This window comes from Paenibacillus sp. TY11 (genome assembly GCF_059772165.1).
In genome coordinates this window covers 163,335-177,634 of record NZ_JCBAIQ010000003.1, presented here as the reverse complement: position 1 = coordinate 177,634, position 14,300 = coordinate 163,335, and the positions used below count along the sequence as shown (strand labels likewise).

The following is a 14,300-nucleotide window of genomic DNA, read 5'->3' as shown; positions in this document are numbered from 1 at the left end:
GATGGTAGCAATGGGGAAGGAGGAAAGAGATGGAATTTAGTTTGACGGATGGTAAAGGAAAAAAGTTTCAGTTTCCAGTAAATCCTGAGGAAGTGACGATCTCACGGCAAAAAGGATTTGATACAACGACGATTTTATCCTATGGGGAGTTTGACTTCCCACAAGGGGAGAAGGTGAAGGAAATCTCCTTCTCTTCTTTTTTTCCGAAAGAATACAATCCAGCGTATTGCACATATGAAGATATCCCTGATCCGCAGGAGGCCATGAACACGTTGAATGGCTTTTTGTTATCCAAGAATCCGCTACGTTTTATCATCACGGAGACAGCCGTGAATGTGCCAGTAATTGTCGCATCTCATAATTCCACCTTTCGAGGCGGCGAGTATGGGGATGTGAATTTTGATCTGTCACTGCGGACCTGGAGTGATATGAAAGTTGCCAAAAAAACTGGTGGCACAGGAAGTAAGGCGGCTGCGGTCAACAAAAAGCCTCGCACAGATATGAAAGAAAAGAAAAAAACATATACGGTTAAGTCCGGGGATTCCTTGTCCAAAATTGCCAAGATCGAGTTAGGGGACAGTTCGCAATGGAGTCGTATTTATCAGCTTAATAAAAAAGTCATTGGACAAAATCCGAATGCAATTAAACCGGGGCAAAAGCTGGTGCTGTCATGAGTTATAAAGTCATTTTACAGGATAAATATGATTTGTCGCCGCTTGTGGAGAACATTAATTTGAGGGATTCGCTGGAGCAAATCGCCTATCAGGGAACGGTCAATCTGGTCGTTACGTCGGATATGCCGCCCATTTCTCCAGGGATGTCGATCCGGGTTAGTGGGATTCCTTATGGCAAAAAGGATTATGTCTCCTTGCTGTCTCCAGCGGTGATTTGGGAAGTGGAAACATCTAACAACGGGCTCAAACGTATGACGCTGACGTTATATGACCGTACGGTGTATTTGGATAAATCCGAAGATGAATATTTACTTCCTGCCAAGCAGACAGCTACTCAGCGTTTTCAGAAGTATGCTAGGGACTGGAAGCTGAAAATCGCTTCATTGCCAGATACGAAAAAAACGCTGGGACGCGCCGTATACCGCACACAATCCATTTATTCTATGATGCTGGGAGATCTGCGCGAAACGGCAAAGGCGGGGGGAAAGCTGTATCATCCACGGATGATTTCTTCCGGGTTGGAGCTGTACGAGCTGGGAACGAACAAAGATGTGTATGTTTTGGAGAGAGTGACTGATACGACACAGTCCCGTACGCTGGAAGGTGCGGCCACGAGAGTGAAGGTACTGGCTACGGCTGCCAGTGAAACAGGCAATGAGGTACCGTCCAAGGTGATGGCGCTTGAGGAGAAGGACATTGCCAAATATGGGACACTTCAGGTGATCGTACAGGATGACGAAGTCAAGTCTGGTGCAGCAGCACGTGAGTTGGCCAAAAGTAAGCTGAGAGGCATACAGCAAACGATATCAGTAAATGCACCGGATATGAACACGATTCGAGCAGGAGACGCGGTAATGTTAGGCTCCTTAAAGTTATTGGTCATTTCGGTGAGCAGGGAATTAGGTAACCCCGGCAGTATGTCGCTGGAGCTCGGAACGTATGACGATGTAAAAAGGAGGTTTTACCTTGAATAAGGACCCCTATGGGCATTTGGCTACTGCGCTGCAATCTTCATTTCATAAGCATACCAAGCAAGCGCTGAGTGGAGTGGGCGCAGTACTAGGCACGATCACCTCCACGGGACTCAAGCTGGACGATTTTAAACATGAGCTTCAGGATTATCTGGTCGCCGAGCTGCCGGGGCTGCTGTCTGTACCACGTCATATGTATAAAGGCACCTCAACCGCAGTGGAATCGGAAAATTGGGAAGGCAAAGAGCTGAAAACTTCCTTTTATATTGGGGAGGACGAGCTGGAGGATGTGAATCTTAGCTTGAACGAAGGACTCAAGCCCGGAGATCGTGTACTTGCGGTTCGGGTGAATAGCGGTAACGATGTAGTTGTTGTGTGCAAGGTGGTGAGTGGACGTGGCTAATTTATTTCCCGAAACGGATGATATGATCTGGACAGATACTGATATGACCGACCCGGATGTACTGGAGGATAACCGTGCAGTATTTGGGCGAAGCTGGCGGTTTGATTTTGAAGCCGGTGAGTTTGTTATGAGCCCTAGTCGTAAAATCGTGACTACAGGCGAGAAAGAAGCCTGGGTACAGTGGTGTGAAAAAGCGATTCGCACTCCTCGCTACCGGCATGTGATCTATTCACCTGACTATGGTAGCGAGCTGGAGGAGCTGATTGGCAGCAGCTATGGGCACGGTGTGCAGGAAAGTGAAATTAAACGCATGGTCACAGAGGCGTTATCAGCAGATGCACGTACGGCTAGTGTGGATCAATTCACGTTTCGCTGGGAAGGTGAGGCGTGCCATTTTAGCTGCCAGATTACGAACGTGCGAGATGAAACGGAAATTGTGGAAAGTGTGGTGATCTAATGGCAGACTTGCCGGAATATTTGGTAGACCAGACGGAAGAGGAAATTTTAAATCGGATGCTGGAAAAAGTGCCTTCGGACATGGATAAGTCCGAGGGCTCTTTTATTTGGGATGCGCAGGCGCCAGTAGCATTTATGCTATCCGAAGCGGCAATCTGGGCGCAGGAGCTGCTACGTCGGGGCTTTGCCAGCACCGCAGCCAGCGATAATCCAGATTTTCGCTCACCTGAGCTGGATTTGCGGACAGCAGAGCATGGGCTGACACGGCGAGAAGCGGTTTCCGCCTCAGGTACAGTCACGTTTACAGGCACAGCGGGAACGACCATCCCAGCAGGAACGTTGGTGGCAACCCCGGCAGATGATGTATCCGGGGAAGCTTCTATTGAGTATGCGACCACGACTTCGGTTACGCTGGATGAACAAGGTGCCGGGGAAGCAGCTATTCGGGCGGTCAATCCCGGGCGTAGCGGTAATGTGCCTGCGGGTGTCATCCAAGTGATGGCAACCCCGGTTAGCGGGGTTGCCTCTGTGATCAATACGGAGGAAACAAAAAGCGGTACAGACGTTGAGAGCGACCAGCTGTTGCTGGAGCGATTTTATGCCAAGGTGCGGAACCAGGGCACAAGTGGTAACAAAGCACAGTATACCCAGTGGGCGAATGAAATTGCCGGAGTAGGCGGTGTAGAGGTTGTTCCGCTCTGGAAAGGGCCAGGAACAGTGGGGTTATATGTGCTGGACACGGATAAACGCGCTGCCAGCCCGGATATCGTCGCCGCGGTGCAAAAATATATTGATCCGACCCAGGATGGGCAAGGCGAAGGGCTGGCACCAGCGGGTCCTGTGGTAACGATCATGCCAGCGACAGAAGTGGAAATTAACATCTCAGTCAAGGTACAGCGTACTATGGAGAAGCCGTCTACACTGGATGAAATCAAAAAGCTGATCGAAAGCGGTGTGCGGACGTATTTGAAGCAGCTTGCTTTTTACAAGGAAGACCCGTTGGTACGATATACCCGGATTTCTGCTGTGCTGCTGGACATTCCGATTATTATTGATTTCTCTGAACTGAAAATCAATGGACAGAGCAATCAGAATATTGAGATTGGATCAGGTCAGGTGGCAGTGCTGGGGGCGGTGAGCGTCAGTGAGTAACAATGGAACGAACAGTTTTGAAGATTTTTTCAATAACCCAAGCCAGGGAAATGTTGCAAACTATAGTGACTCTTTTGCTAATGAGGTAACTATAGCGGGAGATACAGAGGGCCAAATGAGCAGCTTGCGGGGACGCGAGCTGCTTTCCTATTTGCCTGCCTATTATGAAACCTCACGTGTGATGCGTTCCGATATGGATGCTAAAGGAAGCGAATTGGACGCCTTGTATCTGGCAATGGATGCGACGGTGGGACAGTTTTTTGTACGTACCGCCACATGGGGACTAGAACGCTGGGAAATGGAGCTGGGGATCGAAACCGACCTGGCGAAGCCATTGGACCAACGGCGTGCGGTGGTGGAATCGAAGCTGCGAGGGGCAGGAACTTTTTCCGGCCGGCTTGTAAAAAATGTAGCAGAGGCGTATGACGGTGGTACAGTTGATGTTACCTTTCACCCCGCCGAATGGGGATTCACCGTCAAATTTATCGATACGATCGGGATTCCGCCTAACGTGGAGGATCTTAAAGCAGCCATTGAGGAGATCAAGCCCGCTCACATGGCAGTAGAGTACAAATTACGCTACCTGACCATTGCTGAAGTTGAGTCTATGACTCTCTATGAAAATGAACATACAACACAGGATAGATATTTAGGAGGTGGCGCGTAATATGGCAAGCGAAAAAACACCGAATCTTGGTTTAAATCAAATTGACCGCACATCGCCCAAAACAACGTATTTTGATCTGGAGAAGTATTTGGACCAAAACTGGCGCGCTGTGGACGATTTTGCAGGTGATGTGAATGATGGTGTGAATGCGATCAAAAAGCGTCTGGATACGATGGAACGTAAGGCGGTAACTTTGGAACCCGGGGTGCAAATTGTTCATGCGGAAAAGGCCGCGCCATTTTCTCTCGCTGGGCTAAGCGGGCGTACGTTAGTGAACTTGGCGGGTAGAGATTGGGGAGTATCAAAGACCCTTTCGAGGTTCGGACGCTTTCAGTCTACGTTGGATATTGAGATGAAAAAAAGTATAGTAGGCGGTGGATCTTTAAAGATAACAGCAGAACTTGCCAATGCTATTGCTGATGGTTTTGGCAATACAACAACGACAATAAAAGCAGGCAAAAAGTATATTGCTCTTGGGAATTTGTACAATGAATCTGGTAGTAATATGCAAATTGTTATTCAGAAAACTAGTTTCTCAACTCCGCTGGTTACTTCCAAAAACAAGTGGGAATTCACTTATGTAGCATTTTCGCCCTCAGTGGATGTTAATAACATCCAAGCGATGGCACGACTTAATGTTACAGCAGCCGGTCAGGTTGGTTATGCAGATGCCCTTAGATTATATGAGATTTCCGACGCTGAATACACAGCACTGACCAACATGACAGCAGAACAAATAGCCTCGAAGTATCCTTATGTAGACAGTATAACGCCTGTACGTAATCCATACGCGATCCGAAGTGGGGAAAACTTACTACCGTCATTTTATGAGTGGTCAGTAAAACAAGGGAATCCCGTAATTTTGGACCTGAAAAGTGTTTTAGTTACATCGGACAATAAACTAATACACAATGTTTCTCCAGTAGTCCCCGGTAAGACATATACCCTATCAGTTGAATCATCCGATGTAAATGGTCGGATATCCATCACCAATAGCGTAGAATCTACTATGCTTGCGGATAAAACGGGTTTTGGACTATTGAGCGTTACATTTACTGTACCTGCCGGAGAAACCAACATTAACGTTCGTTTGCTAGGAGCAGCGACGACAGTGGTGACTATCTCTAACCCTATGCTCAACATCGGCAGCACAGCCCAACCATTCAAACCACGCGTCGATTACATGTTGGCGCTGCAAACGGATCTGTACGCCGATCCGGTAACAGGAGCTAATGCGGACACGGTGTTCGAGCGTGAAGGACAATACTTTAAGTATAAGAATTGGCACCGTGTTGTGCTGGATGGATCGTTTACCTGGGAATTACCAGGTTCTTATGCAGGATACAAGGTTGTGGGTATCTCTGGACTCCCTGCCGCAGCCGCTTGGAACGCTCTATACGTTACAAAATACGACGGTAAGATACTAAGCAAAAATTCCGGCATGACCTCAGCAGACAATGCTTATTTTAGGAACCAAGCAACTAAAGACGCTTTTGACATTTCCATATCTAGCGCAGACAGCGGATGGGGCGACAACTACACGCCGACAGCAGACGATATTAAGGCGTATTTCAATGGCTGGAAAATGAAAATATCCGGTCAGGCTGCTAGTTCTACGTACGATGGTACAGGTACAAAGGCGTGGGTCGAGCAGGCATACGCTAGGAATACTCCTTCCTATGTCGGAGAAGTTAAAGACCTTAATCGAATCTCAAGCGAGGGGCCTTTAGCGTACACACTGAACGGCCTTACACCGTACCAACTCGTATATCAACTTGCTACGTCTACTGTTGAGCCTATCGTATCTGAGGGTCAACTTACGTTTAACGAGGGCGATAATCAGGTTGAAGTAGGTACGGGGATTGTGCTGCGTGAATCGGCTGACGTATATACGGAAACTGTAACTTCCTATGGCAACAGGATGAACATAAATAACGCCAGTTTTAGCGCTCGCTTGCTTAAAAATCGTACCACGCAAATGCTATCGGTGTATAAAAATGGGGCTTTAGATATGAGGTGGTCTAAAAGCAACGGCTGGGTTACAAATGCAGGCGCTTTGGCTCAACTCCTATATGCATCAGATGAAGATAGAGAATCCGCTTACAGTGTCACATACCTTATGCTTGACCGTTCGCCCGTCGTACCGTTCACAGGCACATACGCAGTCAACGAGAAGACGATTTTGGTTGACTTAGTGGAGAGCGTGCAGCAAGCCAACTCACGGGTGTCAGTGCTGGAGAATAAGAAAGCGGACAAGGATAACCCATCGTGGCTTATGCCGACTTTGCTTAATGGATGGGCAGGTGAGGTTCAATATTTGCGTTTGTCGGAAGGTCTGGTGTTGTTTAGAGGTGGTATTCGAGACGGAGCGACCCCGCCAGGCACGCACCTTTTTACTCTGTCCGCAGGCTATCGGCCCAAAAAAGACATGGAGATACGGGTGAGAACAAGTGATGGGTCAAACGACGCGCTTAACTCTACAATTATTATTAAGGCATCAGGCGTGGTAGTTACGCAAAACGCTTGGTTCAATAGGGGTGCTTGGTTTGACGGTATATCTTTTTTAGCAGAACAATAAGGAGGTAAGCACATGAAAACAGTCCCTAAAGTAAATACAGACGGCCTCTATCTGGAGGACGAGTTAGTGGACGATGCCTTTTCGGGTGTCGTCCCTTTTTATACTCCATCTTCGCTCACACTATCAGATACAGACCAGCAGCTAGACACCTATCATTTTACTGCCGATAGTTCGAGTGCTATAGATGAAGCAATTCCCGAAACTATCCCTGCTGGCTACACGGTAGCAATTCCAGTGCCACAGGGTTTATATCATCCTCGTTTTGATATTCAAGGCTGGTTAACCTGTGAAGCAGAATACGACGAAAAGCTGATAGAGGTCCAGAAGACGTATGAGCAACTCAGCAAGGAATCTCATGCTTCATTTCAGAAGCTGCATGAAGAATGGCAGAGCAAGGCGGAACACGAACGTGGGGACGAACCTATATATTCTGCTCCGGCTTTTACGGCTCCAGAACGAAGAGACCCGACGACATTTTGGAGTGAAGGATTAAGTGCTGAAGCGATTAAGGAACTGACACAAAAAGCGGAACAACAGCCAAGCGAGACAGACCAGTTAAAGCAGCGTATTGCAGATCTCGAAGTAACACTGACCCAGCTCATGCTTGGTAGCACAGGAAAATAACGTGTACTGACCATTATTTACTTTTATATAAAAGAGGTGAAGTCATAACTATGACCGCTTTAACAGAGGCTCAAATGCGTATTTGTGCTCATGCATGCATCACCCGCTATGATCGCGGAGAAGGTGATATAGTAACGATCATGGGAAGCTACGTTTTAGATGAAAAGCAACGTGAACAAGTAATGAAGATTATTTTATCCAAGCGTTCTGATCTGGTAACGGGCAACGTAGATGATTCGTCATCAACTGATGCTCTGAATGAACAGGAAGAAACGGTTAAATGGTATAACTCTATTTTCCGTAAGAAAACAGTATAGAGAACAAAACTAATGGTTTTGAATGCCCTTGGATCAACCAAGGGCATTCACTTTACACCTTGGTTCAAAAGGGGGAACAAACATGCATGAAAAGATCGATCAGATTTGGCTGGGGTTTTCCACGGGGACCTTGATCGGTTATTTTTTCGGGGGGTGGACGACGATGCTAACGTTGTTGTTATGGATGGTCATTATTGACTTTTTTACCGGATGGGCTGCAGCCTGGATTAACGGAGAACTGAAAAGCCGAGACGGTTATTACGGTATTTTTCGTAAGGTTACGGTGTTTTTGATGATTACGGTGGCTCATCTGATCGACGGTATTCTGGGGGACGCACATTACTTCCGGGATGCCGTCGTTTTCTTTTATTTAGCGAACGAGCTGTTGTCCATTATAGAAAATGTGGGCAGAATGGGAGTGCCGATGCCGGATATTTTGCGGAATGCGGTAGCCATTTTTGAGTCCAAGTCGAGTGGAGAAAAAATAAAGCCAACTGACCCTTCCGACAAAGGAAATAAAGCTTCATAAAGCGTCATCGGCAACCAGTACAAGGATAGCAGTGACGGAATCCACTTTTGCCCTATTTTCGGCACAAAGATGGAAAAGCCCGGACCGTTTCAGTGGTCCAAGCATATGGATAACCAAGACATAGATGGGATACTTGATCACAAATAGATAAGGAGGCGACGCCTTATGCAAAATCGCAGCCCTAACGCTGCCGAAGGCATTGACGTGTCCCGATATCAGGGAACAATTGATTGGAAGCGTGTACGAGCCGATGGTAAATCGTTTGCATTTATTAAAGCGAGTCAAGGACAGCGTTACGTCGATCCGACATTTATCACGAATGCAAAAGGGATCAAGGCAGCCGGGATTCTGCTGGGAGCTTACCATTTTGTAGATGCAACCACTGTAAATGCAGCAAAAGCGGAAGCCAGGCATTTCGCCGAGGTGCTGGATCAGGTGGGTGGTGCGAAAGCGCTGGACTTGCCAGCGGTAATGGATTACGAAAATAATCCGGGAGGGCTTAGCTCGGCCGCGATTCATGAGGTTGCGTTGGCATTTGTAACGGAATTTGAACGGGTAAGCGGCCGTAAGCCGATGGTATATACAGGGAATGCTTTTGCCGCCCATTTCAAAGCGCCATTGGGTAGTTATAAGCTGTGGATTGCACGTTATAGTACACGGGTGCCCGGCGACACCACAGCATGGAAGAACTGGGACTTTTGGCAATACAGCGATAGTGGACGGGTTGATGGAATTCAAGGGCCGGTTGACCTGAATGTATACGCCGGAACAGAGGCCGAGCTACGCCAAGCATTTGCAGGAGAAGAGGAGGATGAGCCAATGACAGCAGAGGAAAAAGCGGCATTTAAGGCCCTGCAGCAGCAGATCGCCGCTCTTGAAAACAGCAAAGATGTGCTCAAGCAGACGTTGAATGAACAAAGCGCTTATATTAAAAAGGTGGATCAGCGGGTAGCTGAACTGGAGGCGCGTCAGGCTATGCCTGTACCGACCTGGGCGAAGGAAGCGATGGCTGCCGCTGTTGCATTTAATCCGGCAAGCCCGATTGTGGATGCGAAACTGCCAAGCAGTTACGATTTTTATCGCTTACTGGTCGTACTGAACCGTCTGGGTGTGTTTAAAAAAAATAAATGATCTTTTGCAAATCTTATGCCCGGAAGGGATTATTTTCATGTGAACCAAGCCATACACCTGAAACGTAAATTGACAGGCGGTTCAAAGGCAACCGCCTGCACTTATTGTAAAGTAATGTTCTTCATGATTTCTACATAAGCTGAACTCGAACGCTTTAAAAGTGTGAATCATTGGGTGAAAATGCAGCATGTCTACCAGCCGGATCGAGCTGTAAAGGCCCCTGTATGTTTGTTTATTTCGGAACATACCTGGGAATTAGGATATAAAGGATGGGAATTGTATTGTAAGGGGGAAATGTTCACGCATAAAGTGCCTGGCGATCATTTCTCTATCGTAAAAGGAGCCCAAGCCGTATCTGTAGGTTTGGTGCTGAATACATTTTTGAGGTAAGATCATGCTCCTGCTTGGAGGTTGATGACCCCAAGCAGGAGTATTTATTTGATATGATTGTGTAAATTGGTTTGTAATATTAATTGACATGATGTATAAAAACATATGGTAATGTATGAAAAACCCCCTTGTCTGCTTCCAGATTTTATAGTAAAGTATCCAATAATCAACTTTGTTTGAGCATAATATTCACTGTTTGTGAGTATATATCACACTTTCACCACGACCTGACATACTCCTCTTTCTATTTATTACATCACATCTATTCATTACCCTACAGCATCTCTTACACCACTAGATTATGAACACTTCTGTCCTACTACACCTATTTGATGAACTCGGAATTTGGGACCACAGCTTGAGGACAAGCTTGTCATGTCAATCTAAAGGAATTGGCATTCATCCGGTATCAACGAATTAACAATATATAAGGTGTGAAAGGGGTTTGCTGCATGAGCAAAAAGTATGCAAAACACAAAATCTGGACCGTTCTGCTGGTGCTTGCGCTAGGAGCTGTTTTGGCGCTTTCCGGTTGTGGGGGATCAGGTGAAGGAGCAAAGCCAGAGGCAGGGAAAACACCAAGCGGAGCAGGAGAGGGCGTGCAGGACACGCTCATTTATGGACGCGGCGGAGATTCCGTGGCGCTAGATCCTGCCATTGTGACTGAAAGCGAGTCGCTAAAAATCGGATTGCAAGTGTTCGACACACTGCTGGAATACAAGGAAAACACAACGGAGATTCAGCCGGGGCTCGCAGAGAGCTGGGAAGTATCACCGGATGGACTGATCTATACGTTCAAGCTGCGCCAGGGTGTGAAATTCCATGACGGAAGTGACTTTAACGCAGAAGCGGTTGTGTTTAACTTTGACCGCTGGTCTGATCCGAAAAGTCCATATAAATTTGAAGGTGACTCGTTTGATTATTATGATTCTATGTTCGGGCCTGATGGAAGTAGGGTGATTAAGGAGGTCAAAGCGGTAGATGCGAACACCGTCCAGTTTACACTAAACAAACCGCAGGCGCCTTTTTTACAAAATATCGCTATGCCATCCTTTAGTATTGCAAGTCCCAAGGCTATTCAGGAGAAAAAGGCCGATTTCAAGAGTAATCCGGTCGGCACGGGGCCCTTTGTATTTAAGGAATGGAAACGGAACGATACCATCACGCTGGAGAAAAATCCAAACTATTGGAAAGAGGGGCAGCCGAAGCTGGCTAAGGTCATTGTTCGCTCTATACCCGATAATACCGCGCGATTTAATGCTCTGCAAAACGGGGAAATTGACCTGATGGAGGATTTGAACCCGGATGATGCAAAGCAATTAGAAGGTAACAGCGAATTGGTGAAAATTGACCGTCCCTCCTTTAATGTGGCGTACATTGGCTTTAATTTGAAGAAAAAGACGTTCAATAATCCCAAGGTGCGGCAGGCGTTGAACCATGCGGTGAACAAGCAGGCCATTATTGATGCATTGTTTGCGGGGCAGGCTAAGCCTGCGGTCAATCCAATGCCACCTACGTTATGGGGTTATAACGATAGTATTCAGGACTACGCCTATGATCTGGATAAGGCTAAATCTTTGCTGGCGGAAGCGGGCTTCCCTAACGGGCTTCCCGAGCCGTTAACCTTCTATGCCATGCCCGTATCTCGTCCTTATATGCCTGACGGCAAAAAGGTGGCAGAGGCCATTCAAGCCGATTTTGAAAAAATAGGCGTCAAAGTAAACATCCAATCCCCGGAATGGGCTACGTATCTGGATGATGTTAAGGCGGGGAAAAAGGATGATCTGTATATGCTGGGATGGAACGGGGATAATGGTGACCCGGATAATTTCCTTTATACATTGCTGGACAAGGATACGATTCCAGGCAATAACCGTAGTTTTTATGTGAATGAGGAACTCCACAAAATATTGGTGAAGGCGCAGGTTGAGGTCGATCAGGACAAGCGTGCGGAACTGTATAAACAAGCACAAGTGATTATTAAACAGGATGCCCCGTGGATTCCATTGGTTCACAGCACCCCGCTGATGGCAGGTAAAGCGAACCTCAAGGGTTTTGTACCTTCTCCGGCAGGTATGGAAGCGTACGGAAATATTTATTTTGAATAGCCCAAACGCAAGTAGGCGGTGAATCTGATATGAACTCATATATTGTGAAAAGACTGGCTATATTGATTCCTGTATTACTGGGCATGACGCTCATCGTATTTTCGATTATTCATGCCATTCCGGGAGATCCGGCGGAAACCATACTAGGAGACAAGGCTACGGAACAGTCCAAGCAGGCGCTACGCGAGCAATTGGGGCTGAATAAGCCGTGGTTACAGCAATATGGGACCTATTTAGGTGAGTTGGCACAAGGGGACTTGGGCGATTCCATTCGCACCAAGCAGCCGATTGCCCGGGAAATGGTCCCTTATCTGGCGGCTACGCTGGAGTTGACAGTAGCAAGCATGTTTTTTGCCGTTGTAGTCGGAATGAACGCCGGTATCGTGAGCGCCTGGAAGCGAAATTCCTGGTTTGACTATGTGAGCATGGTCATTGCACTGGTCGGAGTATCGATGCCGATTTTTTGGCTGGGCTTGATGGAGCAGTGGATCTTTGCAAATAAACTGCATTGGCTGCCTTCCATCGGACGTATGAATTCCCGTGATCCGGTGGAGGCCGTGACACATTTAGCCGTTATTGATGCGCTCATAGGTGGACGTATGGATCAGGTGTGGACCGTCATCAAGCATTTGATCCTGCCTAGCATCGCACTGGGAACTATTCCAATGGCGGTCATTGCGCGTATTACCCGTTCCAGCATGCTGGAGGTTATGGATGCGGACTATATCCGCACGGCTCGGGCGAAGGGGCTGGCATCTTTTCAAGTCGTGTACAAGCATGCGCTTAAAAATGCTGCTATCCCCGTGCTTACCGTCATCGGTCTTCAGACCGGCTCACTACTGGGAGGCGCGGTACTGACGGAGACCATTTTTGCCTGGCCCGGCATCGGACGGTACATTTTTGAAGCGATCAGCTCGCGTGACTATCCGGTTATTCAAAGCGGAATTCTGATCATTGCGTTCCTGTTCGTCATCATTAATCTGATTGTCGATTTGCTGTACGCGGTTCTCGACCGGCGTATCCGTTATCAGTAATCAAGTCGTCAATTGGTCAAGGGGGAGCTTGTCCGATGTCACAATTTTCAATGGAACCCAACAACATACCGACGACACGCAGTACATTGGCGCATTTGCCTGTCGTGTCTGGCCCTTGGAGAGACGCGTGGAGGGCTTTCCGTCACAATAAAATGGCGTTCGTCGGCCTGAGCATTATTATCTTCTTTGTCATCATTGCTTTGATCGCGCCGTGGATTGCTCCTTTTGACTATAAAGAGCAAAACTTGGTGAGCCGTTTGCAGCCTCCTTCTGCGGAGCATTGGTTCGGTACGGATGATCTCGGTCGAGATTTACTGACTCGCACGCTGTATGGAGCCAGAATCTCGTTGTGGGTCGGTTTCTTGTCTGTTATTGGTTCAATGATTGTAGGAACAGCCTTAGGTTTAATCGCAGGATTTTACGGAAAATGGGCAGATATGGCCATTTCGCGGCTATTCGACATTTTACTGGCATTTCCGGGGATTTTGCTGGCCATTGCTATTGTGGCCATTTTAGGGCCTTCATTGGAAAATGCGTTGTACGCCATTGCCATTGTCAATGTGCCAACGTATGGACGGTTAGTTCGCTCCAAGGTGCTGAGTGTCAAAACGGAGGAGTATATCACTTCTGCCAGAGCGCTTGGAGCCAATAATTCACGAATCATACTCCGTTATATTTTGCCTAACAGCCTGACGCCGATCATCGTACAAGGAACGTTGGGGATCGGAACGGCAATCATTGAAGCGGCAGCGCTTGGATTTCTGGGCTTGGGTGCACAACCTCCTGAGCCAGAGTGGGGCAAAATGTTGTCCGATTCGCGGCAATATATCCAGAACGCGCCGTGGACGGTTATTTTTCCGGGGATATCCATCATGCTGACCGTATTGGGCTTTAACCTGATGGGGGACGGCCTGCGGGATGTATTGGACCCGAGGGCGAAGCGTTAGAGCAAGAATTGCGAGGTATCTATTCGTTCTATGTGATAGAAGAAAAAAGGTGTTCCTTGGCCTGAATCTCGCGGCTGAAGGAACACCTTTTTTACATCATATTTTCGTGTTCGAGTTGAACTAAAAAAGTACATAAAAATCGGAGTAGACGGAATGGTGCTTTGTCCCCAGATTTCTACCCTGATCATAGGCTTTATTCGAGAAATTCGGTGGCGATGGAAAGCACCATCTGACTGCGCAGTGGCGCAAAAAGTAACTTTTACGTACAGCTTATATAGATGAAAGCCATGTAAGCTTTCCTGAGGCGTGAAAAAAATGT

Annotated in this window: 14 protein-coding genes; all 14 read left to right on the top strand. The window is 47.4% G+C overall.

Annotation, left to right across the window (positions count from 1 at the left end; genetic code table 11):
* Positions 1-29 precede the first annotated feature (29 nt).
* The 14 genes from AC6EJC_RS05045 (at position 30) to nikC (ending at position 13,981) form a co-directional block, all read left to right on the top strand.
* Positions 30-674 (top strand): LysM peptidoglycan-binding domain-containing protein, encoded by a 645-nt coding sequence (locus AC6EJC_RS05045; protein WP_444953012.1) that lies wholly within the window; start codon positions 30-32, stop codon positions 672-674.
* Complete coding sequence (locus AC6EJC_RS05040) at positions 671-1,648, top strand: XkdQ/YqbQ family protein (protein ID WP_444953011.1); 978 nt, start codon at positions 671-673, stop codon at positions 1,646-1,648. Before AC6EJC_RS05045 ends, AC6EJC_RS05040 begins: the two co-directional genes overlap by 4 nt.
* Entirely contained in the window at positions 1,641-2,048 is a 408-nt protein-coding gene (locus tag AC6EJC_RS05035; protein WP_014280222.1) for a hypothetical protein, read from the top strand. Before AC6EJC_RS05040 ends, AC6EJC_RS05035 begins: the two co-directional genes overlap by 8 nt.
* Positions 2,041-2,505, top strand: coding sequence for a DUF2634 domain-containing protein (locus tag AC6EJC_RS05030; protein ID WP_444953010.1), 465 nt, complete (start codon positions 2,041-2,043; stop codon positions 2,503-2,505). The genes AC6EJC_RS05035 and AC6EJC_RS05030 overlap by 8 nt, the downstream gene beginning before the upstream one ends.
* Positions 2,505-3,656: a baseplate J/gp47 family protein gene (locus AC6EJC_RS05025; protein ID WP_444953009.1), complete on the top strand. Its 1,152-nt coding sequence runs from the start codon at positions 2,505-2,507 to the stop codon at positions 3,654-3,656. The genes AC6EJC_RS05030 and AC6EJC_RS05025 overlap by 1 nt, the downstream gene beginning before the upstream one ends.
* Positions 3,649-4,323 carry a YmfQ family protein gene (locus AC6EJC_RS05020; protein WP_444953008.1) on the top strand — a complete coding sequence of 225 codons (675 nt, stop codon included), beginning with the start codon at positions 3,649-3,651 and terminating at the stop codon, positions 4,321-4,323. Before AC6EJC_RS05025 ends, AC6EJC_RS05020 begins: the two co-directional genes overlap by 8 nt.
* A gap of 1 nt (position 4,324) precedes the next feature.
* Positions 4,325-6,901, top strand: coding sequence for a hypothetical protein (locus AC6EJC_RS05015; RefSeq protein ID WP_444953007.1), 2,577 nt, complete (start codon positions 4,325-4,327; stop codon positions 6,899-6,901).
* A 12-nt stretch (positions 6,902-6,913) separates the two neighbouring features.
* Positions 6,914-7,525 (top strand): hypothetical protein, encoded by a 612-nt coding sequence (locus tag AC6EJC_RS05010; RefSeq protein WP_444953006.1) that lies wholly within the window; start codon positions 6,914-6,916, stop codon positions 7,523-7,525.
* Positions 7,526-7,575: 50 nt separating this feature from the next.
* Entirely contained in the window at positions 7,576-7,842 is a 267-nt protein-coding gene (locus AC6EJC_RS05005; protein ID WP_444953005.1) for a hypothetical protein, read from the top strand.
* An 82-nt stretch (positions 7,843-7,924) separates the two neighbouring features.
* The gene (locus AC6EJC_RS05000) at positions 7,925-8,371 is read left to right on the top strand and encodes a phage holin family protein (RefSeq protein WP_444953004.1); all 447 of its coding nucleotides are present in this window, start codon (positions 7,925-7,927) and stop codon (positions 8,369-8,371) included.
* A 165-nt stretch (positions 8,372-8,536) separates the two neighbouring features.
* Positions 8,537-9,502, top strand: a complete 966-nt coding sequence (locus AC6EJC_RS04995; RefSeq protein WP_444953003.1) for a glycoside hydrolase family 25 protein — start codon at positions 8,537-8,539, stop codon at positions 9,500-9,502.
* An 842-nt stretch (positions 9,503-10,344) separates the two neighbouring features.
* Entirely contained in the window at positions 10,345-12,000 is a 1,656-nt protein-coding gene (locus AC6EJC_RS04990; protein ID WP_444953002.1) for an ABC transporter substrate-binding protein, read from the top strand.
* 29 nt (positions 12,001-12,029) lie between these two features.
* Complete coding sequence (locus tag AC6EJC_RS04985; RefSeq protein WP_444953001.1) at positions 12,030-13,034, top strand: ABC transporter permease; 1,005 nt, start codon at positions 12,030-12,032, stop codon at positions 13,032-13,034.
* 35 nt (positions 13,035-13,069) lie between these two features.
* Positions 13,070-13,981, top strand: coding sequence for a nickel transporter permease (gene nikC / locus AC6EJC_RS04980; RefSeq protein ID WP_444953000.1), 912 nt, complete (start codon positions 13,070-13,072; stop codon positions 13,979-13,981).
* Positions 13,982-14,300: the final 319 nt, after the last annotated feature.

Coding starts and splice junctions, on each gene's coding strand:
- AC6EJC_RS05045 (WP_444953012.1), top strand. CDS start 30: ATGGAATTTAGTTTGACGGATGGTAAAGGAAAAAAGTTTCAGTTTCCA.
- AC6EJC_RS05040 (WP_444953011.1), top strand. CDS start 671: ATGAGTTATAAAGTCATTTTACAGGATAAATATGATTTGTCGCCGCTT.
- AC6EJC_RS05025 (WP_444953009.1), top strand. CDS start 2,505: ATGGCAGACTTGCCGGAATATTTGGTAGACCAGACGGAAGAGGAAATT.
- AC6EJC_RS05015 (WP_444953007.1), top strand. CDS start 4,325: ATGGCAAGCGAAAAAACACCGAATCTTGGTTTAAATCAAATTGACCGC.
- AC6EJC_RS05010 (WP_444953006.1), top strand. CDS start 6,914: ATGAAAACAGTCCCTAAAGTAAATACAGACGGCCTCTATCTGGAGGAC.
- AC6EJC_RS05005 (WP_444953005.1), top strand. CDS start 7,576: ATGACCGCTTTAACAGAGGCTCAAATGCGTATTTGTGCTCATGCATGC.
- AC6EJC_RS05000 (WP_444953004.1), top strand. CDS start 7,925: ATGCATGAAAAGATCGATCAGATTTGGCTGGGGTTTTCCACGGGGACC.
- AC6EJC_RS04995 (WP_444953003.1), top strand. CDS start 8,537: ATGCAAAATCGCAGCCCTAACGCTGCCGAAGGCATTGACGTGTCCCGA.
- AC6EJC_RS04990 (WP_444953002.1), top strand. CDS start 10,345: ATGAGCAAAAAGTATGCAAAACACAAAATCTGGACCGTTCTGCTGGTG.
- AC6EJC_RS04985 (WP_444953001.1), top strand. CDS start 12,030: ATGAACTCATATATTGTGAAAAGACTGGCTATATTGATTCCTGTATTA.
- nikC (WP_444953000.1), top strand. CDS start 13,070: ATGTCACAATTTTCAATGGAACCCAACAACATACCGACGACACGCAGT.